A 23337-nucleotide genomic window follows, 5' to 3' on the forward strand; every position below is an offset into this window, starting at 1 on the left:
TATTTTCTGAATTACTTAGACAAGAAATATATGAAACCAAATGCAAGACTTACATTGGTTGGAGCAGGGCCGGGAGACCCTGAATTGATCACTTTAAAAGGACTGAAAGCTTTACAGACTGCAGATGTAATATTATATGATGCACTTGCCAATGAAGAACTCCTAGCCTATGCACCAGAAGATTGCCTAAAAATATACGTAGGCAAGAGATCTGGCCTGCACCAAAAACAACAAATCGAAATCAATAAAATGATAGTCGGCTATGCAAACTCCATGGGACATGTAGTCAGGTTGAAGGGAGGAGATCCTTTTATCTTTGGTCGGGGACATGAAGAGATGGAGTATGCTTCAGCCTTTGGGATTCAATCCACTTACATCCCAGGGATTAGCAGCGCCTACTCGGTTCCCGGTTTGGCTGGCATCCCAATTACAAAAAGACTGGTCAACGAAAGCTTCATGGTAGTCACTGGCACGCTAAGGGACGGTACGGTATCGGAAGATATCTCGACTTCGGCGAAAAGCAAAGCAACGGTAGTCATCTTGATGGGTGTGGGCAAACTCAAGCATATTGTAGAGATCTTCAAGAAAGAAAGAGGTGAAGAAGAACCAATCGGTTTGATCCAAAACGGCTCATTGCCCAACCAAAGAACCCTGTACGGGAACTTGAAAAACATAGAAGAGCTGCAAGAAAAAGAACAAATTCAAACTCCTGCAATCATCATCATTGGCAAAGTGATCAATGAAAAACTGGAGACCAATGTAATATCCCACAGAGAACATGCTCTCATATAACCAATTGACCAAAATAGAAACGTTATACCAAAGCAAAGAATTTGGTATAACCAAAACCCCTCCCCATATCTAAGTGCAACAAAGAATGAATTGCACTTAGATTTGGCGAAATGCTGACTTGGGATTGTCACATACTGAGCATGTATAATCTTGTGGAAGCTTCAAAAAAGATGTCCCTTTGGCAATCCCGGAGGAAGGGTCACCCACCTCCTCGTCATAGACAGTCAGGCAGGATGAACATTGGTATTTTTTCATTTTGTTTTCCTTTGGCACTCCAAGCTCCTGCTTTTTCTCTGGAGCTGGTTTGGCTGCATCAAGCTGTTCATAGTACTTTTGGCTCAATTCAATCAATATAGCCGGAACAGCTGATAGCGGTACATTTTTCACAAAATAAAAATACTCGGACAAATTAGGGTTAAAATCTTTTGAGTACAGAATATTGAATGAATCTGGTTCTTTTTCTTTGATGGGTTTACATTTCTCTACAACGATGGATGTAAATAGCACCATGTGGTTGATTTTCACAGAAAAAGACAAACCGTAGGTACTGATATCCTGCTTGTCCAATGCCCTCACAAGAAAATTTTTGATCTCCAAGGCTTCTTGGTCCAACACTGGCAGATGCCAATTCAGCTCCAAGGCAGAGTGTCTGATATTGATACCGTATTTCCCCAAGAGCTTCTCCCAACTCAACCTATCCTTTTCCGCTATCCCCCTCACAATAAGAGATTTCCAAGGAGTCAAGCTTAATTTTCCGATATTCGTCTCCAAGCAAAGTTTGCACAAAGCCTTGAGGAAACTGATGCTGAATCGGTTGTTTCTCCAATATAGCCCAAGCCAATATTTCCCTCCTGCTATCCTGTTCATCCCTTCGTAATACGGTGTAGTTGTTTCTGTATATTGCAACTCCTGCTCCAAAGTATGGCAGTTGAGATTCAGCCCTTCCATGGCTTTATTGAAAATCTCCGAATACCCAAGCTTGGATTCCAATGGGTCTAGGCTTTCGATTTTTTTTGCAAGCAATGCCAGGTCATAACCGAAAAACAACATGGGGGCACACCAGGGCTTATGGTCTATTTCGGAAAACCTCAAAAACAGGTACCAGTAATTTTCCTGGTTGGAAGCGACAAAATTAATGTTTCCCGTAAACAAAGGGACAAGATTCTGAACAGGATCCGTGATATTGATTTTCAGCTTCGGCTGATAATCAAATGTATCCAGAATATAGTGGTAAATATGGGAAGCCAACCAATGGGTCGTCGGCATGACATCCAAGGAAGTATATGATGAAACAATGTTTTGGAATGCTTCACCATCTGTGTCATATACGGTATTGATAGACTGAAAAGTCATGTCCAAAGCCTCCACGTTCTTCTTGCTTACAGGAAAAAGTATATCCTGCCTTGACCCAAGATGGATATAGGAACTGCCTTGTTCATATGCTATTTGGACGATTTTATTAAAATCCCCAGGAGAAACAATCCCTCCTTTTACAAAAACACGAACCAAGTCAGATTTCTTTATTGGACTTTGTAAAACTAAATTTTCCGCCATTATATCTTTTTGAATGGTTAATTGGTTATTAGTAGATTAGGTTATTGGTTGATTAGTTATTGGGTTAATGGTTTTTCTCGTCATGATTTAACTTGACGCTTTTTCTTATTGTTTTTCTTTTGTTTTCAATCCTCTAAAATGCCTCATAGTCGAAGAAAAGAGACCTCAATCCCGAATGCTTTCTGGATCGAGGTGACTTGGTGGTCATTTCGAATTTAGAGAGAAATCTCGAACTGAAATTTATACTTACTTTTTATTTTTCACTTACTTGTCCATAGACGGGACGAGACCTCTCCTACCTCGAGGTGACCTAGTTGTTGAAAGCATACTTTTGTCTTGAATCTCACGTCTTGCATCTTGTGTCTTGACTCTAGTTTCTCGTTTCTTGTCTTCCCGATAGTCACCGGGACAAGCTTTGCTTCTTGACTCTTGTGCCGTCTCACATCTAAATATACAGAACCATCTTACCAAAGGCTATAAAACCAGTGCCTCCAAATCATTTATTTGTGAAAGTATGTTTTTGATCTCAGGTTTACAACTGCCACATCCCAGTCCAGCACCTGTTTTCTGACAGATACTCTGAAGACTTGAAGCTCCATTTTCAATTGCCTCTTCGATATTGCCCTGTCCCACATTACCACAGGTACATACTAATTTCCCAATAGGAGGAGTTTGGGAAGATTTTCCCCTCAGCAATTCCTTACGTTTATCCGACAGTTCTATCTGATCCTCAATCAAAGCCTTGAACTCCGCAAACTCGGATTTATCTCCCAGAAGTATTGCGCCAACCAGCTTATCTTGATATACGATACATTTTTTGTAATATCCCTGGGAAGTATCCATCAGCAAGACTTCTTCATACCCGTCCTTGTTGGCAGGAATCTCCGGAATCCCAATTGAACACAAATCCAAATCAGAAAACTTCAGAATATTCATCGGAACCGTTCCTTGATAGCTACTCAACTCATCTCCATTGATAAATCTCGCAGCGACATCAGCTTGCTGCTCTGCGGCAGCTGTGATGCCATTGAGTCGCTGATTGTATTCCGCTATCTCACCCATTGCGAATATTTCGGGATCAGATGTCTGCATGTACTGATTGACTTTCACACCCATCCCACAAGACAGCCCACCTTCTTTGGCCAATTCTATATTTGGACGGGTACCTATCGCATACACCACCGCCGAGCAGTCAATGATCGCCCCACTTTTGAGATATACCTTCATCTCATTTTTGCCTTCCATCTGCTCCAATTTATAGACTTGGTTGTTGAGATACAAACCTACGCCCATTTCTTCTATCTTCTCCCTCAGCAAAGAACTAGCCACCGGATCCAGTTGCCTTTCCATCAACCTCGAAGCAAGCTGGATCACGGTAACCTTAATATCAATTTCACGAAGCGAAGCAGCAAGTTCCAAGCCGAGCAAACCTCCACCCACTATGACCACATGTCCATCACCTCCCAGGTATTCTACCAGGTCATCGGCGTGATTTCTGTTTCTCATAGTAAATACTCCTGGGAAATGCACTGGAACATCAGCAGGAACAAATGCCCTACTACCTGTCGCCACCACCAAAATATCATAACAATGTTGCTCTCCCTTCTGGTCGATAACCATTTTTGCTGTTTTGTCAATGGAAACAATCCCATTTTTCACATAAAGCTCCACGCCCATCTTATCCAGCTCTCCTGATTTGAGCTTCTGGAGATCTGCCCAAGTTTTATGTTGCGCCACATAATCAGGAAGTAGCACCCTGTTGTAAAACGGGTATTCTTCTTGCGAAAACACATGGATTTCATCAAGCGAATTCATCTCCCTGTATGTCTGAATGAACCTATAAGCGGCTGCACCAGCACCTACGACGATGACTTTTTGCCTGACCTTCTTGAACTTATCAACCTGGACAGCTGAATACTTGAAATCCGGCTGTTTTGATATGGGATCAATGGTATTTCCGGTCAAATTATTCGTTCTGGAAAAATCACTCCCAAATGTCTTTCCCCAATGCATTGGCAAAAACACCACACCTTGACGAATATCGGTTGTGATTTTTGCAGGTACTTTTACTTTGCCCCTATGCCCCTGTACGATAACAGTGTCATTTTCCTTTACTCCTCTGGCCTCTGCGTCTATAGGGTGGATCTCTAGATAAGGCTTGGGTATATGTTGGTTGAGCTTGTTGACTTTTCCGGTCCTTGTCATGGTATGCCACTGATCCCTAATCCTACCTGTGGTAAGGATCAATGGAAAATCTGGACTGACAGGCTCATTTGAAGCCTTTGAAGCACAAACTTTTATTTGGGCTTTTTGATTTGGGGTATAAAATTTACCATCCTCAAAAAGCCTCTTGACAGGACTTTGCCCTTCCGATACATAAGGCCATTGTACAGTCCCTTTTGTTTTGAGAATATCATAGTCCAATCCTGATATATCTATATTGGTCCCTTTGGTCAATTGGCAATGTTCACGGAAAACATCGCCCATAGAATCATATTCGAACCCATTGTAGCCCATTTTCTTTGCAAACCGCAGAATAATCTCTGCGTCAGGCAAAGCCATTCCGGGAGCATCTGCTATTTTGTTGAGGTAAGAGATCCTCCTTTCAGAGTTGGTCATCGTCCCTTCTTTCTCAGACCAACCAGCAGCTGGCAGAACCAAATCTGCATAGGGGATCACGGATGCTTTGGAAGAAATATCCTGAACAATGACAAATTTTGCGTTTTTCAATGCATTTTCGACCCTATTCGAGTCTGGAAGACTTACCAACGGATTTGTGCAGATCACCCATACCGCTTTCATTTTGCCAGACTCCAAAGCTTCTATCATTTGAGTAGCTGTAAGCCCCGGCTCAGATGGAACATGATCTACCCCCCAATATGCAGCAACTTCCTGTCTATGTTTGGGGTCTGCAAGCTTTCGATGCGAAGACAGCATGGTAGCCATCCCACCTACTTCCCTACCCCCCATGGCATTAGGCTGGCCAGTAAGGGAAAATGGACCCGAACCCGGTTTGCCAATGTGCCCTGTGATCAGGTTAAGATCAATCAAAGCTAGGTTTTTGTCAACCCCATCCGCACTTTGGTTGAGCCCCATCGCCCACATGGTCAAAAACCCTTTGGCGTCTTCAATATAAGTAGCGGCAAGTTGTATATCTGTAATTTTCACCCCACACAATTCCGAAGCATCCTCAAGCGAAGTTTTCATCACTTCTTGCTTATAGGCTTCAAAACCATCTGTATGGCCATTTATAAAACCAATATCCACAGCGCCTCTCTCAATAAGGCAGCGGCCAATTGCGTGATACAAGATCACATCCGTACCGGGTATGATCTGCAAATGCAGGTCGGCAAGCTGGCAGGTCTGGGTCTTTCTTGGATCTACTACAATCACTTTTATGTCCGGATTGAGTTCCTTGTGTTTCTCTACCCTCCTCCAAATGATCGGATGACACCAAGCTGGATTTGCTCCAGTTACCAAAAAACAGTCCGCCAACTCAATATCTTCATAGCTGACTGGGACTACATCTTCACCCAAGGTCAGCTGATAGCCCATGACAGCAGAACTCATGCACAACCTTGAATTCGTGTCGATATTATTCGTCTTGATAAAACCTTTGGCAAGTTTGTTTATCAAATAATACTCTTCGGTGAGACATTGTCCTGAGACATAAAACCCAACGGAATTAGGCCCGTATTTTTCTATAAGTGACTTGAATACAGCAGCAGCCCTATCCAAAGCAGTATCCCAATCGGTATCTACCAGGTCATGACCCTTTCCCCATCTCATTTGCGGAGAGGTCAGACGGTCGGATTTATCCTCCACCACGTAGTGTAAGTTCATGCCTTTCGAACACAACATACCCTGGTTTACAGGATGTGTCGCATCCCCTTCGACCTTAATCTTTCCTTTGGAATCACGACTGACTACTACTCCACAGCCCACTCCACAATAGGAACAGGTACTCTTGAATCGATCTGGTTTCATGGTGTTTTTAGTAATTTCTTATTTCTCCATTTCAAAAGATGGCTCCAGCACAGCCTTGGACTCAGTGATAAAATCCAACTCAGTAGCTGCACTTTCTTCTTCTTTGACAGTAAATTTGATTGCAAGTGCGGTGAAAGAAATCACCGTAACGGCAATACCAAGAATCCAAAGAATATCAGGGTAGGACAAATTTTCGGATCGGAACAAGAAACCAGCCATGACCGCCCCTACATTGCCTCCTGCCCCTACTATTCCAGAAACTGTCCCAATGGCTTTTTTATTGATAAAAGGAACTACCGAATAGGTCGCGCCCTCTGCCATTTGTACCAACAAACTGAATACAATCATGGAGCCTATTGCCAAAGACAACACCGTCATCTGTGAAAAAACAAGCAAAGAAATCCCTTCGAGGAACAAAACTGCCCCCAATAGCCAAACCCTTCCTTTTAACCCCCACTTGATACCGGCCTTGTCACCAAAGTAACCACCGGTAGATCTGGCAAACAAATTCATAATCCCAAACAACCCAGCAATCAACCCAGCAGTTTTCAAATTTAGGCTGAAGTAATCATGGTAATAGATGGCCGCAATATTATTGATTGTCAACTCTATGCCAAAGCACGCTCCATAAATCAGAAACAATGCCCATACTCTTACATCTTTTAGGGCTTTTTTGAATGAACCTTTACTCCCTTCCTTTTCCTTTCTGAAAGCCGCATCGGACTTATACAGATCCTTCATGTTTCCGTCTGGGAAATCAGTGGTATGCTTGTAATACAAAATACCACATATTACCATCAAAACCCCTGGAATAACCATTGCAAACCTCCAAGCTTGAAAATCAAGAAATCCCAATGAAACGAACATTGCAAAAAACAGAGGCATTACAATCTGCGTAACTCCCCCACCTAAGTTTCCCCATCCCGCAGAAGTGGCATTGGCAGTCCCTACGATATTTGATGCAAACATGACCGAAGTATGATACTGGGTAACTACAAATGCCGCTCCGATCGCTCCAATAGCCAACCTAAACAACAGAAAACTTTCATAACTACTACTCAAACCAATCAGCATCACAGGAATGGCGCCCAAAATCAAGAGATAAGTATAGGTAATCCTTGGCCCAATCTTATCCAGCAACCAGCCAATAAACAGCCTAGCTACGATGGTTACTGCTACTGAGGATATTATGATATTACCAATCTGTGTTTTGGTCAAATCCAACTCCTCCCGCACTACAGCCATCAAGGGTGCGATGCCAAACCAGCCAAAAAAACAAAGAAAGAATGCAATCCATGATAGATGGAATGCCTTCATTTGAGGAGTCTTAAAACTCAACAAATCGATGCTAGTAGCCTTTTTTGAAAGATTTTTCATGTCTAATAGGTTTTGGTTGTAGGTCTTATTTTTATACAGTTTGAAATCCTGGGCTTGTCAACTGATTGGCAAGATAATAAAGTAAATCCAAAAATAAGTATTATTACTTATTTTATTTAAATTATTTACGTAGTATTTTAAGTAGTGATAAGTATTTAAACTTACAAAAATGAAAATGGAAGCCATGTTGACCCCAAGCGTTTATGTTCAGAGTTCAAAAATCAATTTGGAAAAGTTGGACACTTTAATTCTTCTGCCGCAAAGGGCGCTAGGTTACGCAAAGATTTTCTGTTGCGGTAGTGTTGCTTTATCCTTCAATAAAATGAAGATAAAAGGGATTCTAACCCACACAAATCCGGGAAAACAGGACATCCCAAAAACTCCTTTGCGAACCTTTGCGCCCTTTGCTGCCAATTTTTACCTACCGCAATGGACACGAGGGTACGAAAAGATTTTCTGTTGCGGTAGTGTTGCTTTATTCATCAATAGAATGAAGATAAAAGGTATTCTAACCAACTTCAATCCGGGAAAACAGGACCTCCCAAAAACTCCTTTGCGAACCTTTGCGCCCTTTGCTGCCAATTTTTACCTGCCGCAATGGACACGAGGGTACGCAAAGATTTTCTGTTCCGGTAGTGTTGCTTTATTCTTCAATAGAATGAAGATAAAAGGGATTCTAACCAACTTCAATCCGGGAAAACAGGATCTCCCAAAACCTCCTTTGCGAACCTCTGCGCCCTTTGCTGCTAATTTTTACCTGCTGCAATGGACACGAGGGTACGCAAAAGTTTTTTATTGTGGTAGAGACTCCCTATTTGTTATTAAAAAAATAGTACAATTACTTATTTGCAACCATCTCCCCAACTCTTCTACCAAGACCTTCTGCCTTTTTCAAAAAAATATCCTGCACTTCTTTTTCTTCATATTCTCCTTCACCAGTAATCGCCGAAGCCCCAAAAGCCGACTCTATCGAATCCCCTCCTACTATCACCATCCCATGGATCATCATGGAGCGGATCATACTAAACATGACTGCCTCTTCACCTATTGAGAAACCTCCTCCTGTGACAAATACAGCTCCGATTTTATCCTTCAAAGGTCTTCCTTCAAATGGCCATGAATTGATAAATCCCTGAACTTGAGGTGTCATATTGGCATTGTAAACGGGAGAACCCAGTATGATTGCGGAAGCATTTAAGATTTCTTCAGTCTTTACTTCTGAAATTGGTTTTAGAATGAAATCCACATTTCCAATTTCCTGAACTCCTTTAGCCACAGCTTCGGCCATGGTTTGGGTTTTGCCTGATTCTGTATGGTAAGTAATGAGGATAGAGGGCGAAGATTGTGCAAATGACAATTCTATAGAACTCAATAGAACTATAAAAAAAACATATACTTGGTTACTATATTTCATCATTACTTAAATTTTCTAAATCACCAGTTGTACAATGATAGCCATAAAGTATTACTGCCCCCCTATAAATCCTTTGAAGTCTTCATTGAATCCATTAATTTTTATTTTTGATAAGCGATCTCTCTTCAAAATGAGTTTTGCCCATTTTCATGGTTCGCCATTTCAATTCAAAGCAAGATAGCTATTATAAATATGTTAAACATATAAGTTCATATGCCTATTTGGAGAATATTGATTCAATGGTAAATATTCTAAAATGGGTTGAGTTGATCAAGTAAATACTTAATCAACTCAACCCAAGCAATCAGTGGCAATAGAACTTAGACTTTCTGATGCTTCTATATTCGCAGAGTAGATTACTATCTAATCTTTATTGTCCTTTTCTCAAAATCAATCCTTCTAACTCTATGCAAACATACTTTTCGAGCATAGCCAATTATCAGCAGATTTGGATCGAAAGGAGATATCACACAAGTGATTTTGTATATAGATCATACATTGTATTCATCAGCCCAGGGTTTGGTAGTGGCCCATTTACAAAGATCACCAATTCATAATCTTCTGGTAAAAAAGCTGCAACGCATTGTTCTGTACCTACAGTTGTATTTGTCCAGCGTCCATTTTTGGAGTACCATTTTCCAGCCGGGGTTTCAACATTCCAATCAAGTCCCAATTTTTGCTCCAGCAAATAATTCGCTCTTATTTTTGATAAAATAGTACCTTTTCTTCTCAAATGATTCATGACATCCAATACTTCATTGACAGAGAGCCTCCATGAAGCCCCTCCACTCATTGATTTCAAATTACCTGAATCCCAACCCTTTTTGTTGATCGGAGCCAAATTATAGGCTAAAGCACCAATAAATGGCATTGGTACAAATCCTGCTGGTTTCACTCCTGCTGGATTGAGAACTTTTGATTGCACATATTTTTGATAGGCAGAAATGGTGATGGAATCCCAAATGGAATCCTCCATGGCTGCCCCAAGAGGTGGGAGATTGAATCGTGTATTCTTGTTGATATCTGAATTGATAATGGGAATTAGGATTCTGCATAATCCAAAATTCATGTTTGCGTATTTCCCTTTGCCCAAAGCAACAGTTCCGGTAAGTGATACCCCCGCACTGACCCTTGATTTCATTGTGCTGAAATCCGATTTGGAATCACCTGTATCAAATCCTGAGGTATGATTAAGTAGATTTCTGAATGTGATTTTGCTCACATTATTCCCTTTTTTCCAATAAGTGGGTAGGTAATTGACAATGGTTGCATCAAGAGAGATTTTCTTTTCAGACAGCAACTTATACATAGCGATAGCTGTGATCATTTTACTCACACTTGCTATATGCATTCTAGTATCCAATGACCATCCTGTTCCCGCATCGACAGGTCTCCTAGCCCAATCCCAGATTAGCGTTTGATGAGGTACCCCTCCTTTTCTCAACTGAAAAGCATATCCTGGCACTTTTCCTTTGAAATAATTGTGAATACTATTTACAAACTTATTTGAATCCAGTTTTGGTTTACTTCTCACCCGAGCTAAAGTTATCTTTCGAGGGACTTTTGCTTCTTCATATCCAGTATCTGCTAGAATATTTCTAACATTCTCTGGATTGATTTGGTGGTTTTTGATCTCACTATCCGAAACCTTAAGGCTCGTCATGATGTCTGTCAGATTTGTTAATTTCCTTGCCATGATTTTTTGTGGTTAGATTTTTTATCCCGATAATTAAAAGATTCGGTTTAATGACATTACAATTTTTCCCAACACTAAAAACCGTGTCAGCCCTAAAACTTTCTAAAGATCAAAACTTGATAAAAATGTATTTTTTGATCTCACCAAAGATACAACACATTGAAATACAGAAAAATACCACAATCATGTGATACAAAAAACGGGTTTAAAAAATTGACAAAAAGAAGAGCATCATACATTCCATTACTATAGATGGTGGTTGAAAGTTAAAAGTGGAAGGATATCTTATTTGGAAGATTCCATCTAGAAGCTGTAACTGACAAAGCACCTATATTTAAATTTTAATGCATTTTTAACTTTGGGTTTAATCTAATCATGGGAGATTTCTGGGTATATTTCACGTAAACCTACTACCCTACCTCCTTAATTTTTTTCTGTTGCAATCAAGACCCAAGCCCTGTTGCATTTGACCTCGTGGCATCGACAGGTTTGAAAATCCTAACTGTCCCTACAGGCGCCGACAATCCATCACTTGGAGCGTCATTCCTTGTCACAATCAATGACATTTGACAACCCTTGATATTATTGTCAGAGAAAGTCCCAGAAATCATGAATTTGACCTCAGCCACATTGCCACTTAAATTGGCGACCCTTCTCAATGTAGTAAAGACCGTAAACTGGTTCCCCATACCCCTGATAAAACTGTTTTCACCTTGGATTACAGTATTATTTCCCCAGACATTTCTTGAGGATACTTTGATGGATGTACCATCTATTTCAGAGAAATGCCAGAATGTTGCTGACAGGACTGTCCCTTCCTCATGCCCTCCCTGACTATCAAAGTGAACGATGGGCTGGATTCTGAAAACCCCTGAAATATCCGGCGGGGAACCATCCAAATAAAGAGCTGAGGCATTTTGTTTTATGATTTCATTTTCATCAGGTGTCAGAAAATCCAGGATATCATACAAATCAACATTTGGTTGAGGTTCTTCGTCATTCCCTTTATCGCAGGAAGTAAACAAATACAATAGCAAAACAAGACTCAAGATTCTTTTTAGGGTATGCTTCATGATTTCCAAAAATTGATTTGGATCAAATTTACCTTTAAATCGAACGCTTGTCCATACCCTAATCATGTGATGGAAAAATGGGAATTGTTAAATTCCCAACCTTAAATTGATTCCTTAAAATGCTGAAGAAATCAACCTGGAAAAAACTTGGGAATTTAAACCAGCCCTTCATTGATCGCCTTCGAAACGGCTTCTGTCTGACAATGAACTTGAAGTTTTTCGTAGATTTTTTTGATATGGGTTCTGACAGTATCAATGCTGATTTTGCAGTCCGCTGCTATCAGCTTGAAGCTGTTCCCCCTACTGAGTGAAAGCAATACATCTTTTTCCCTATCTGTCAATCCATAACTATGGGAACTGGTAGCTTTTTGCATGGACTGGACCACAAGTTTCGCTACTGCAGGTGACATGGGGGCACCTCCCTCTAGGATTTCCTCCACAGCAAAAAACAATCTGGATGCTATATGTTTTTTTAACAAATAACCGGAAGCGCCTGCCTTGATGGCATTCAGTACATTTTCAGAATCATCAAAAACTGTCAGAATCAGAATCAAAGTGGCCGGAAAAAGTTGCTTGACAATCTTGGTCGCTTCAATCCCTGTCTTACCTGGCATCTCAATATCCATCAAGATCAAATCTGGTCTCAGCGTTTTTACTTCCTGTTCCACTTCATTCGCATGCCCAAAAGCCCCAAGCAATACCATACTTCCATTGAGCTTCACCATACTGCTGATACTTTCCCTTAGGAGGTCATTGTCTTCGTATATTAAAGTCTTGATGGTCATCATTGCCAATTTTGATCCGAAATGCTATAGAAATATACCCATGGTAAAACTATTATTGAAATATATCCAGTAAGACAACCCTTTGGTCTTTCTGTTTCAATTTCATTTCAACTACATTTCTACTTTATATCGAAAAGCATATTTCATTACATGGTTATACGCTTCTTTGCCAGTAGTCTTATTAAATCTTTCCTGCAAAGGATTTATTCAGCCTTTTGACTGTCGTCTGTTGACGATTATCCGCAACAGTATGCCCTGTTTATTCCCTTACTCGCAAAGTAGCGGATAATCACATTTCATTATATAAATCTCCCAAATACCAGTCAATTTAAAAATCCCCCAATCATGTGATAGGCATCCTCAACTGAATTAATGTTCCTGATTGGGGAAAGCTTTGAATCACCATGTTTCCACCTATCATCTCTGCTCTTTGGTACATATTGAATAGACCGTTACCTTTCTTGATAGTATCCATATCAAACCCTTTCCCATCATCCCTGATCAACAATGACAATGCACCGTTTTCCACTTCAAGCCTGATTTGAAGATGCTTGCTTTCTGCATATTTGGCGGCATTGTTGACTGCTTCTTTAAAAATCAAAAAGACGTTTCTCTTCTTTTCCAAATCCAACTTGATATCTGAGGCGCCTTCAGCTACTTCAAATGAATAAGTAATATCTTTAGACTCCAAAATCTCCCCTGCAAACTCCTGCATTTTGCTCAACAATTGCTCGAAACTGTCGTTGTTTGGATGGATGGACCACACGATATCGCTGAGTTTGTCCATCATAGATGCTGTTTGGATATTGATTTTGGAGTATAATTTACCACTTGCTGAATCTTCTTTTTTCAGAGCCATTTGAGAAAGGATATGAATACTGGATAAGGTGCTACCCAGGTCATCATGTAAATCTCTGGCCAAGGAGTTTCGGAGTTTTTCTACTTCCAAAAGTCTCTTGGTTCGCCCTACAATTCTGTATTTATTAACCAAAACCACTGCCAGCAAAATCAGAAATATAAAAATCGCAAGGATCAGCTGCTGATTGATTTTTCTCCTTTCCAAGTCTACTCTACTCAGTTCTTTTTCTGCTTTGAGCAATGTGATTTCGTTTTCTTTGATATCCAAGGAATACCTGGCTTCCAACTCTTTTAGCTGAGCCTGCAAACCTTGAATCCCAACTGAATCCCTGTGGGCATACTCTTTTGACTGAGCCTCTAATGCCTCTTGGAATTTGCCCTGATCCTGATAGTACTCCTTGAGGTTTTTGTAGGCTGCTATCGAACTGCTATGATTTTTTTGATCTGTAGCGGATTGGGCTGCAGCCATAAGGCTTTGGTAAGCTTCTTTTTCCTGAGCCAAAAGCAGCTGAACCTTTCCCATATCTGCCAATATAATGGCATCATGGTTTTTGATTCCTGCTTCGCCCAATATCTTTTGGGCTTTTTGAAAGTGTTGCAAAGCTGAGGTGTATTCTCCCATTTTCTCATAATTCTTACCCAAATTGATCAGCTGAATCCCTACCATTTCTTTTAGGCCAAGACTTTCTTGGATTTCCATAGCAAGGGTAAAGTATTCCTTTGCCAATTGATGCTTTCCTCTATCCATGTAAATATTGGCGAGATTGCCCATGACTAAAGACTCTCCCCTTTTATCACCTAAAGACTTTCTGTACCCCATGGATTTTATTAGATTAATCTCCGATTCATCATATTGTTTCAAGTCATAATATACAGTACCCAAAGCATTGTACACAAAAGCCAAACCCGTCTTATTCTGGGTCTTTTCAAAGATTTCCAAGGCTTTATAAATGGCGTCAACTTTAGATTTCCGATCATCCAATTGCCCATAAACTTTAGCCAGATTCAAAAAAAGCCCTGCGACATTATCCTGCCCAATAACTTGATGATCAAGATCTACAGCCTTTTTATAGTTGTCCAATGCTTCTGGATATTCACCTATTCTCCCATAATGAATCCCCAAACCATTAAAATAGCTATAAGCTGTATTTTGATCATCAGGATGTGTATCTAGAAAATTTTTTGCCAATCCAAAATAAAAATCAACGCTATCCAATTCTCCTGTAGCTGAATAATTCCCTCCCAATCTTACTGCTGCCAAAGCTTTATATTTTTCTATCGTGGGATTATTTCCCAGTTCAAAAACTGCCTGATAGGTAGCTATGGAACGCTTGATATCAGATCTCTCTAGAGTCACCCCCATATTGAATAGGGCTTTTGCATGAAGTGTGTCTCTTTTGTTTTGGGAAATGACATGCTGCAAACTGTCTATTAGAGGGCTTTGGGCAATAGCAATAGCAGAGGTAGAAACCAGCGTAAGTATCAAAATAGAAATTTCAACCAATAGCTTTACAAAGCACCTCATAATAAACGTCTTAACAACGATTTAAATTAATAGTATTTTTGCTATTCAGAAAATATTACTTTAATTATTTATAATGACAACTGGCAATTGTCAACAGATAGGATAAATCCATTACTGGAAATTTTTAATACGGCTTGTGGCAAGAAAGCGGATACTCACATATTATTTTTATTATCTTCTTACTGTCAATCCATTTTATAAACCTTCCCCTCTTTCATCACAAAAACCACATCCTTCATGGCATTGATATCCTTCTCCGGATCACCATCCACAGCTACAATATCAGCGAATTTGCCCTTTTCAATCGTACCGATCTTATCTTCCATACCAAGCAGCTCAGCCGCTCTCAATGTTGCTGTCTGGATTGCTTCCAAGTTGGACATACCCATCTCTGTCATGTAGATAAATTCCCTGTAATTTTCCCCGTGGGGGAATACCCCTGCATCTGTCCCAAAGGCTATTTTAACTCCCTTTTTATACGCCCTGCCAAATGTCTCCTGAATCAGTGGCCCAATTGTTTCCGCTTTTGCTTTGACGGGTGCGGGGTAGTAGCCCGGGATTTTGGCATATTCTGCCACAGACAATCCTGCTGTGATCGTTGGCACATACCATGTCCCGGATCGGATCATCATTTCCATTGTCTCCTCGGACATATAGGTACCATGTTCTATAGAATGAATCCCTCCGGTGATGGCTCTTTTCATTCCCTCATCACCGTGCGCATGAGCTGCAACATGAATCCCAAAATCAGTCGCAGTCTCAATCACTGCATTGATCTCATCCTGCTGGAATTGAGGTGCATTCCCATCCCTTGCTACACTCAGAACCCCACCTGTTGCGGTGATTTTGATGACGTCTGAACCATTTTTGACCTGCTGACGAACAGCCTTCCTCGCATCTGCTACCCCATTGATCACACCCACTTCTGGTCCCGGATCTCCCATCAAGTCGCGCTTCATTCCATTGGTAGGATCTGCATGGCCACCAGTAGGGGCTATTGATTTTCCCGATGTGATGACTCTAGGTCCATCCACCTTTCCGGCATTGATCGCATTTCTCAATGATATATTTACCCCCGAGCCACCCAAATCCCTGACTGTGGTAAATCCAGCCATCAAGGTAGTTTTGGCAAAAATGCTTGAATTGAAAGCAATATCAGCTTCATTTTCCACGAACCTATCCAAATATCTACGGGGACCTGTTTCATTTTCGAGATGAACGTGCATGTCCATCAACCCTGGCATGACTGTTCTACCCCGGAGATCTATCAAAACATCTTCAGCACCCCCAGTAACAAAACCATCTTTTATATCCACTATCAAATTGTCCTCCACAATAATAGTTTTCTCCAATAGCATCTTATTAGTATTGACATCCACCAAGCGACCTGCCTGTATGTACGACTTCTGAGCAAAAGCACCTTGTGTAACAAAGGCTAACACCATTGTAAAATATAAGTATCTCTTCATATTGAATTGGTATAATTTGGTTGCAACTGGAATCTAACAAAAAAATATCAACATTATCGTGTATAAACGTTTAGGATCAAAAATAAAATCAATAACCAAGTATATTGGACTGGAAATACCATGAATTAATCAAATGGGCAATTTTCATTTTTATTTTCTAACCAAATTTTAAAAGATATGAGTGGAATCAAAAATCGGGTCCAACTGATCGGGAGATTGGGGGCCAAAGCAGAGATCAATCAATTTGACAGCGGGAAGGTAAAAGCCAATATCAGACTGGCAACCAACGAAAAATACCGCAATGCCAAAGGGGAAAAAGTGGAAGAAACTATCTGGCACAACGTCGTTGCATGGGATAAAGTAGCCTCAACCCTGGAAAAATACACTGACAAGGGCTCAGAAATTGGAATTGTAGGCAAGCTCAGTAGCAGAAGCTATGAAGACAAAGAAGGAAATAAAAAGTACATCACTGAAGTAATCGCAGATGAAGTCCTGCTACTTGGAGATAAGCCAAATTCATGAAACAGATTTTATATAGGGACTGCTCTCATCAAATATAAGGCAGTCCCTATTTTTTTTATTATGACAAAACTTTTGCGCCAATCATAACAAAGACATGCAATAATGAGTATTTTTGGAACTCGAAAAACCTATTAACAGATATGAAAAAAATTGCGGTTTTTACTTCGGGGGGTGATGCACCCGGAATGAACGCGTGTATAAGAGCTGTAGTCCGTACGGCTATTTTTCGCGGAATCGAAGTATATGGAATCACCTATGGATATGATGGCATGATCAATGGCAACATCAAGCGCATGCAGTCCCATTCGGTGAGCAACATCATCCAAAGAGGTGGGACTATTCTGAAATCAGCCAGAAGCGAGAGCTTCAGAACGAAAGAAGGCCGACAAAAAGCATATGACCAATTGAAATCCTTTGGGATAGAAGGGATTGTAGCTATCGGTGGAGATGGTACTTTCACTGGAGCAAAGATCTTCTTCGAAGAATTTGGCATCCCTACGATTGGATGTCCCGGAACAATCGACAATGACATCTATGGGACAGACTATACGATTGGGTTTGACACGGCGGTGAATACTGCCTTGGAGGCCATAGACAAGATCAGAGACACGGCGGCAGCCCATGACAGGATCTTTTTTGTAGAAGTGATGGGAAGAGATAGTGGGTACATTGCAGTGGAGTGCGGCATTGGTGGAGGGGCAGAATTCGTCATGGTACCAGAGACCGAAACCGACCTCAAAAAAGTAGTCAAGTCCCTAAAAAACCTCAGAAAATCAAAATCCTCCAGCATCATCGTAGTCGCCGAAGGTGATGAAGAAGGGAATGCCGAGTTGATTATGGACAAAGTAAAGGACAAGGTCAATGACGAAGATAAGGAATTCAAAGTCACCACACTGGGACATATCCAAAGGGGTGGAAACCCAACTGCCCGTGATCGCGTATTGGCTTCCAGATGCGGCATGGCTGCGGTCGAGGGATTGATCAATGGGGAATCCAATTGCATGGCAGGTGTGGTCAATGGGGATGTTACCTACACTTCATTTGAAGATTGTATCGGAAAAACCAAGCCACTCAAAGGTGACCACCTGAAATTAATCGAAATACTAAGTATCTAACCAACATGGGGTTTATTCCAATCATCCTTACACTCAGTGGAGCCATTATGCTATTCTTAATGGTTGTCTATCAATCTCTACAATCAAAAAAGAAGCAGTTTGAAATTCGCTGCAAGGAGACTTGGAGTGGTATGGCAAAAATAAATCCTGAGATACTGGAAGCAACCCCAAATTTCGAAAAGATCCAATCTACTTACAAAACAATAAAGTCCGAGCTAAGAGATGACCAGCTCGGACTTTATAACACAGAGATCAAAAGACCTCTTCAGGAGGCTAAGCTGATCCGAATACATTTCAACAACCTTATCAGCAAAAAACCTTACAGCTTCGTGGTAAGAATCTTCAACATTCAACCTATTTGATTTTTTATAAATTGGTAAATATCCTCTTGCTGTTTGGGATCAAACCATTCGATTTCCGTATCCCTCCTAAACCATGTCAATTGTCTTTTTGCATACCTTCTTGAATTTCTTTTCAGAAGCCTGACAGCTTCATCTCTATCATAGTCTCCATCCAAATACCCAAATATCTCTGTATACCCTACCGTCTGTAGCGCGTTCAATTTTCTATACGGATACAGTGTCTCGGCTTCCTCAAAAAGCCCTGCATCTATCATCATATCCATTCTTAAGTCGATCCTCCCATACAGTTCCTCCCGATCCAATTCCAATCCTATCTTGATGATTTCGAAAGGTCTTTTTGTTTTTTTCTTATTCCTAAAGCTACTATAAGCCCTTCCGGTTCCACGGATCACTTCCAAGGCACGCATCAACCGCTGTGGGTTTTGACGATCCACCACTCCATAATAAACCGGATCATGTTCTTCTACTTCCGTTTGCAAAAAAACAATTCCTTCTTTTTCATACTGCTCAATGATCAGCTTCCTTACAGATGGGTCTATCTCTGGTATATCATCGAAGCCATTGCAAATGGCATCCACATACAAGCCCGAACCTCCCGTCATGATGATTTTGTCATGGTTTTTGAACAACTGTGCCAATAGAACCATCGCATCTCTCTCAAAAGCTTTGACATCATATCCATCATGGATAGACAAATTATTGATAAAGTGATGCTTTACTTGTGCTAGCTCTGAGGGGCTTGGTTTTGCTGTCCCAAGATTTGTTTCCCTAAAAAATTGGCGACTATCACATGAAATTATTTCCGTATCAAATATTTTGGCTAAATTGAGGCATAATTCTGTCTTTCCTACTCCCGTTGGCCCAACTACAAGTATTAAATATTTCTTTAATTCCACAAAACCTAGCGTTTATTTATTCCAATTTGAGATCAAAATTACCAATATTTGAAGATGAAAAGCAAAAAGGTTCTAATAGTTGACGATAATGCTCTCAACAGAAGGGTCTTTGAGAATATCATCGGCCAATTGTACGAGTATGATACTGCGGAAAACGGAAAAATCGCAATTGACAAATTAGCAAAAGAACATTTTGACTTGATCCTTATGGATATACAAATGCATGTGATGGATGGTATCTCTGCTTTGAAAAAAATAAAGAACGAACAGCTCACAGACTCACCCATCATTGCGATTTCTGCCTATGCAGACCAAAGCGACCGGGATTTTTTCCTTTCCACAGGTTTTATTGACTTTATTTCCAAACCCATCAAGCCAAAATTGTTTTTGGAAACAATATCCTATCATATAGGAAAGCAATCCAATGATTATCCCAAAGAGAAAAACCGGGATTTTGAAAACCTCGACCTGGATCTAAAATCATTGAACCAGCTCCTAAAATACAATTCCATAGAAAACATCAGGATTGTTTATGATGAATTTATTGAAGAGTCGGAAGTTTTGATTTCGGAAATAAAAGAGCTCATTGAACGTGATGAATTACATAAAATAGGAGACAAATTACATATTATAAAGGGTAATTCTGGAACTTTAGGCGCATTAAAAATTTTTAATTCGTCAAAAGAGTTTGAAAAAGACATAAAAAATGAGATTTTTGAGAATACTTTAAAAGATTATCTAATTTTAAAAGAAAATTTAGTCTCATTTAAAAGACATATACAAACCATTCAAACTTTGAATCCATGATGGAAAATAAAAAAGTACTGGTAGCGGAAGATAGTTCCGTAATCATCAATCTAACCAAAAACGTATTGATGTTTGAGAATTACCATATTACAGCAGTGAAGAATGGCAAACAACTATTGGACAAATTGGCCAGTGAAGATTTCGATCTGATCTTGATGGATATCAACATGCCGATTATGGATGGCATAGAATGTACCAAAGCTGTCAGGGCCTTGGCAGACCCGAAGAAAGCAAACATCCCCATCATTGCCATTACGGGAAATTACAAAAACTACACCCTCGATGATTTCAAAAAAGCAGGAATGAACGATTATATCCTAAAACCATTGGATTATGACCATCTTCTTGCCACAGTCAAAAAGCATTTGGCATAGTCAGATAGAAGATGATCAAGTACACCAAAAATTTCCTTGACAAGCTCGAAAACCTTTTCGCTTCTTCCGAATTCATATTAAGGTATGAAAAAGGGAGCTTCAAGTCGGGTTATTGTATCCTCAAGGAAAACAAAGTCGTTATCATCAATAAATACTATACCATCGAAGGCAAAATCAATACTTTGATAGATATCATTAAAGAACTTAATTTTAATCCCAAAGACTTCGCAGATAAGAAAAACCAAGAATTCTTGGGTGAATTACAACAAACCCAACTAAAACTTTGATAGTTACATTTTTAGGAACAGGAACATCACAGGGAGTACCGGTAATTGGTTGTAATTGTACAGTATGTACTTCATTGGATTTCCGTGACAAAAGGCTTCGAAGTGCGATCCATCTCGAAGTACAGGGCAAAAGCATAGTAATCGATACTGGTCCGGATTTTAGGGCACAAATGCTCAGGGAAAAAATCAGTTCCCTTGATGCAGTGGTCTATACCCATGAGCACAAGGACCATACTGCCGGACTGGATGATATCCGCCCGTTCAATTTCATGCACCAAAAGGACATGCCTATCTTCGGGACGGAAAAAGTATTGAACCAAATAAAAAGGGAGTTTTCCTACATTTTTGAAAAAGTGAAGTACCCTGGAGTGCCTCAGGTGGTCATGCACAAGATCAGCAAAGAACATGATTTCGAAGTCGAAGGAGTACTGTTTTCCCCAATCGAAGTGATGCACTATCGCCTTCCTGTATTGGGATTTAGGATCGGAGACTTTACTTATATTACAGATGCCAAGACCATTTCGGATGAAGAATTGGAAAAAATCAAAGGCACAAAGATACTCGTGCTGAACGCCCTTCAACTCAACCACCACATCTCCCACTTCACCCTGGATGAAGCAATACAAATGGTCGAAAAGATCCAACCAGAAAAGGCGTATTTCACACACATCAGCCACAAACTTGGCACACATGCAGAAGTAGAGGCAAAATTACCTGAACACATCAAATTAGCTTTTGATGGATTGAAAATAGATATTGCATCATGCACCTCAATTACCACTTCCTAAAATACCTTTGTCCAGCACTTGAAAACAACTTTTCCGGAGCAGAGATAGTCGAGATTTTTTCCCAAAACAAAGATGAACTGATCATCGGCTGTACAAAAAACTCCAAAGACCTCTATATCAGGGCTAATTTATTGCCTACGGTTTCATGCCTCGCATTTCCCGAAGATTTCAAAAGGGGTAAAAAAAATACCGTCAGTCTTTTCCCTGAATTGATTGGCCTGCAAATCACAAAAATTGAGGTTGTCCAATTCGAAAGGGCTTTTGTCCTAACGCTCAATAACGGGGACAAAATACTCTTCAAACTTCACGGTACAAGGAGCAATTTGTTGTTTTACAAGGCTGATGGGGTTTTGCCATACAAACTTTTCAGAAATGAACTGAAGGATGATTGGCAAATACAGATTGGGGATCTTGCAAAAGAACTGGATTTGGACAAAGAACATTTCCTAAGCTTGGAAGGAAACGCCTCTAAGTTCTTGCCTACCCTGGGGAAGATCCCAAGGGAATGGCTGAAGAAAAACGGTTATATCGAAACCAATCTGGAGGAAAAATGGCAGTTGATGACGACCCTTTTGGATATGCTGGACACACCATTGTTTTCGATCATCCAACATGGGAAAGAACACTTTCTGAGCCTTCTCCCAGAAGAAAATGCAAAGTATGTATCCAGTGAGCCCATTGAGGCTACCAATGAGCTTTTTAGGTACTTGGTAGTAGTCCAAGCTTTTGAAAAAGAAAAACAGCATTGGATAAAGATATTCGAAGACCAGAAGAAAAAATCAAATTCCTATATTCTAAAGTCGAAAGAAAAGTTAAGCCTACTGGAGGATGAGGTCTCTCCCGCCCAGCTTGCCGATATCATTATGGCCAATCTCCACCAGATTGACAAAAATGCCGAGGAAGTCAATCTTTTCAACTTCTACACCCAACAAGACCAAACAATCAAGCTTAAAAGAGGCCTAAGCCCACAGATGGTTGCCGAAAACCTCTATAGAAAATCCAAAAACAGGAAGATTGAAATCGACCAGATCTACCAAAACATCGCAGACAAGGAAGAATTGTTGGAGAAGGCAGAAAATCTACTGGTTGAAATCAGGGAAATCACGCATTTTCGGAATTTGAAAACATTCGTAAAAACCAACAACCTGATATCCAAGGAAAAAGAAAAGCAGGATCAAGTTCCTTATAAAAGATTTGAAGTGGGTGGATTCGAAGTATTGGTTGGGAAATCAGCCAAATCAAATGATGAAATGTTGCGTCATTTTGCATGGAAAGAAGACCTTTGGCTCCATGCCAAGGATGTATCGGGATCCCACGTGATCATCAAATTCAAATCCGGAATGAAGTTTCCAAAAACCGTGGTCGAAAGGGCGGCCGAGCTGGCGGCATATTATTCCAAAAACAAAAACGAAACATTGGCTCCAGTCATCTACACTCCGGTGAAATATGTGAGAAAGGTTAAAGGAGCAGCAGCTGGTGCTGTGATGGTGGACAAAGAGAGTGTTCTGATGGTTTCCCCAATTGGTCCCCAAGAAAACTGACAACAAAAAAGCTACCCGAAAATTCAGGTAGCTTTCTTTATTTTCTACTGCTCGGTGCATTATCTACTTGAAGTAAAGAAAGAGGCAATCCGAACAATTATACATCTATAGACTA

General features: G+C 40.4%; 19 protein-coding genes. 9 read left to right on the forward strand and 10 right to left on the reverse strand.

Annotated elements, in window-relative coordinates:
• Window positions 1-30 precede the first annotated feature (30 nt).
• Window positions 31-792 (forward strand): uroporphyrinogen-III C-methyltransferase, encoded by a 762-nt coding sequence (gene cobA, locus ACFSKL_RS18185; RefSeq protein ID WP_376888063.1) that lies wholly within the window; start codon window positions 31-33, stop codon window positions 790-792.
• Between the two features lie 96 nt (window positions 793-888).
• On the opposite strand, the gene ACFSKL_RS18190 is transcribed toward cobA, so the two are convergent.
• From ACFSKL_RS18190 to ACFSKL_RS18230, 9 genes are all read right to left on the reverse strand, one after another.
• Window positions 889-2346 carry a rubredoxin gene (locus ACFSKL_RS18190; RefSeq protein WP_376888064.1) on the reverse strand — a complete coding sequence of 486 codons (1458 nt, stop codon included), beginning with the start codon at window positions 2344-2346 and terminating at the stop codon, window positions 889-891.
• Between the two features lie 474 nt (window positions 2347-2820).
• Entirely contained in the window at window positions 2821-6333 is a 3513-nt protein-coding gene (locus tag ACFSKL_RS18195) for a molybdopterin-dependent oxidoreductase (protein WP_376888067.1), read from the reverse strand.
• A gap of 18 nt (window positions 6334-6351) precedes the next feature.
• Window positions 6352-7710: an MFS transporter gene (locus tag ACFSKL_RS18200; RefSeq protein ID WP_376888069.1), complete on the reverse strand. Its 1359-nt coding sequence runs from the start codon at window positions 7708-7710 to the stop codon at window positions 6352-6354.
• Between the two features lie 838 nt (window positions 7711-8548).
• Window positions 8549-9127, reverse strand: a complete 579-nt coding sequence (locus ACFSKL_RS18205) for a flavodoxin family protein (RefSeq protein ID WP_376888071.1) — start codon at window positions 9125-9127, stop codon at window positions 8549-8551.
• A 463-nt stretch (window positions 9128-9590) separates the two neighbouring features.
• Window positions 9591-10820, reverse strand: coding sequence for a serine hydrolase domain-containing protein (locus tag ACFSKL_RS18210; RefSeq protein ID WP_376888073.1), 1230 nt, complete (start codon window positions 10818-10820; stop codon window positions 9591-9593).
• Between the two features lie 443 nt (window positions 10821-11263).
• Window positions 11264-11893, reverse strand: coding sequence for a hypothetical protein (locus ACFSKL_RS18215; RefSeq protein WP_376888076.1), 630 nt, complete (start codon window positions 11891-11893; stop codon window positions 11264-11266).
• A gap of 155 nt (window positions 11894-12048) precedes the next feature.
• Window positions 12049-12681: a response regulator gene (locus ACFSKL_RS18220; protein WP_376888078.1), complete on the reverse strand. Its 633-nt coding sequence runs from the start codon at window positions 12679-12681 to the stop codon at window positions 12049-12051.
• Between the two features lie 340 nt (window positions 12682-13021).
• On the reverse strand, window positions 13022-15022 hold the full coding sequence (locus ACFSKL_RS18225; RefSeq protein WP_376888080.1) for an ATP-binding protein: 2001 nt from the start codon (window positions 15020-15022) through the stop codon (window positions 13022-13024).
• Window positions 15023-15246: 224 nt separating this feature from the next.
• A complete protein-coding gene (locus tag ACFSKL_RS18230; protein ID WP_376888082.1) occupies window positions 15247-16530 on the reverse strand; it encodes a metal-dependent hydrolase family protein in 1284 nt (427 codons plus the stop codon).
• 177 nt (window positions 16531-16707) lie between these two features.
• Here ACFSKL_RS18230 and ACFSKL_RS18235 point away from each other — a divergent pair, with 177 nt between their 5' ends.
• The 3 genes from ACFSKL_RS18235 (at window position 16708) to ACFSKL_RS18245 (ending at window position 18529) form a co-directional block, all read left to right on the forward strand.
• Complete coding sequence (locus tag ACFSKL_RS18235) at window positions 16708-17052, forward strand: single-stranded DNA-binding protein (RefSeq protein WP_376888085.1); 345 nt, start codon at window positions 16708-16710, stop codon at window positions 17050-17052.
• 140 nt (window positions 17053-17192) lie between these two features.
• Window positions 17193-18167: a 6-phosphofructokinase gene (pfkA, locus tag ACFSKL_RS18240; RefSeq protein ID WP_376888087.1), complete on the forward strand. Its 975-nt coding sequence runs from the start codon at window positions 17193-17195 to the stop codon at window positions 18165-18167.
• Window positions 18168-18172: 5 nt separating this feature from the next.
• Complete coding sequence (locus ACFSKL_RS18245; protein WP_376888088.1) at window positions 18173-18529, forward strand: hypothetical protein; 357 nt, start codon at window positions 18173-18175, stop codon at window positions 18527-18529.
• On the opposite strand, the gene miaA is transcribed toward ACFSKL_RS18245, so the two are convergent.
• Entirely contained in the window at window positions 18517-19425 is a 909-nt protein-coding gene (gene miaA / locus ACFSKL_RS18250) for a tRNA (adenosine(37)-N6)-dimethylallyltransferase MiaA (RefSeq protein WP_376888091.1), read from the reverse strand. The two genes, ACFSKL_RS18245 and miaA, sit on opposite strands and share 13 nt — an antisense overlap.
• A gap of 54 nt (window positions 19426-19479) precedes the next feature.
• Between miaA and ACFSKL_RS18255 the strand changes: the two genes are divergently transcribed.
• The 5 genes from ACFSKL_RS18255 to ACFSKL_RS18275 are packed head-to-tail and all read left to right on the forward strand — an operon-like array spanning window position 19480 to window position 23222.
• Window positions 19480-20232 carry a response regulator gene (locus ACFSKL_RS18255; RefSeq protein WP_376888092.1) on the forward strand — a complete coding sequence of 251 codons (753 nt, stop codon included), beginning with the start codon at window positions 19480-19482 and terminating at the stop codon, window positions 20230-20232.
• A complete protein-coding gene (locus ACFSKL_RS18260; RefSeq protein WP_376888094.1) occupies window positions 20229-20606 on the forward strand; it encodes a response regulator in 378 nt (125 codons plus the stop codon). The genes ACFSKL_RS18255 and ACFSKL_RS18260 overlap by 4 nt, the downstream gene beginning before the upstream one ends.
• A gap of 11 nt (window positions 20607-20617) precedes the next feature.
• Window positions 20618-20893 carry a hypothetical protein gene (locus ACFSKL_RS18265; RefSeq protein ID WP_376888096.1) on the forward strand — a complete coding sequence of 92 codons (276 nt, stop codon included), beginning with the start codon at window positions 20618-20620 and terminating at the stop codon, window positions 20891-20893.
• Entirely contained in the window at window positions 20890-21681 is a 792-nt protein-coding gene (locus ACFSKL_RS18270) for an MBL fold metallo-hydrolase (RefSeq protein ID WP_376888098.1), read from the forward strand. Before ACFSKL_RS18265 ends, ACFSKL_RS18270 begins: the two co-directional genes overlap by 4 nt.
• Complete coding sequence (locus ACFSKL_RS18275) at window positions 21657-23222, forward strand: NFACT RNA binding domain-containing protein (protein ID WP_376888100.1); 1566 nt, start codon at window positions 21657-21659, stop codon at window positions 23220-23222. Before ACFSKL_RS18270 ends, ACFSKL_RS18275 begins: the two co-directional genes overlap by 25 nt.
• Window positions 23223-23337 lie beyond the last annotated feature (115 nt).

Source organism: Belliella marina, assembly GCF_042682445.1.
Classification (GTDB): Bacteria; Bacteroidota; Bacteroidia; order Cytophagales; family Cyclobacteriaceae; genus Belliella; species Belliella marina.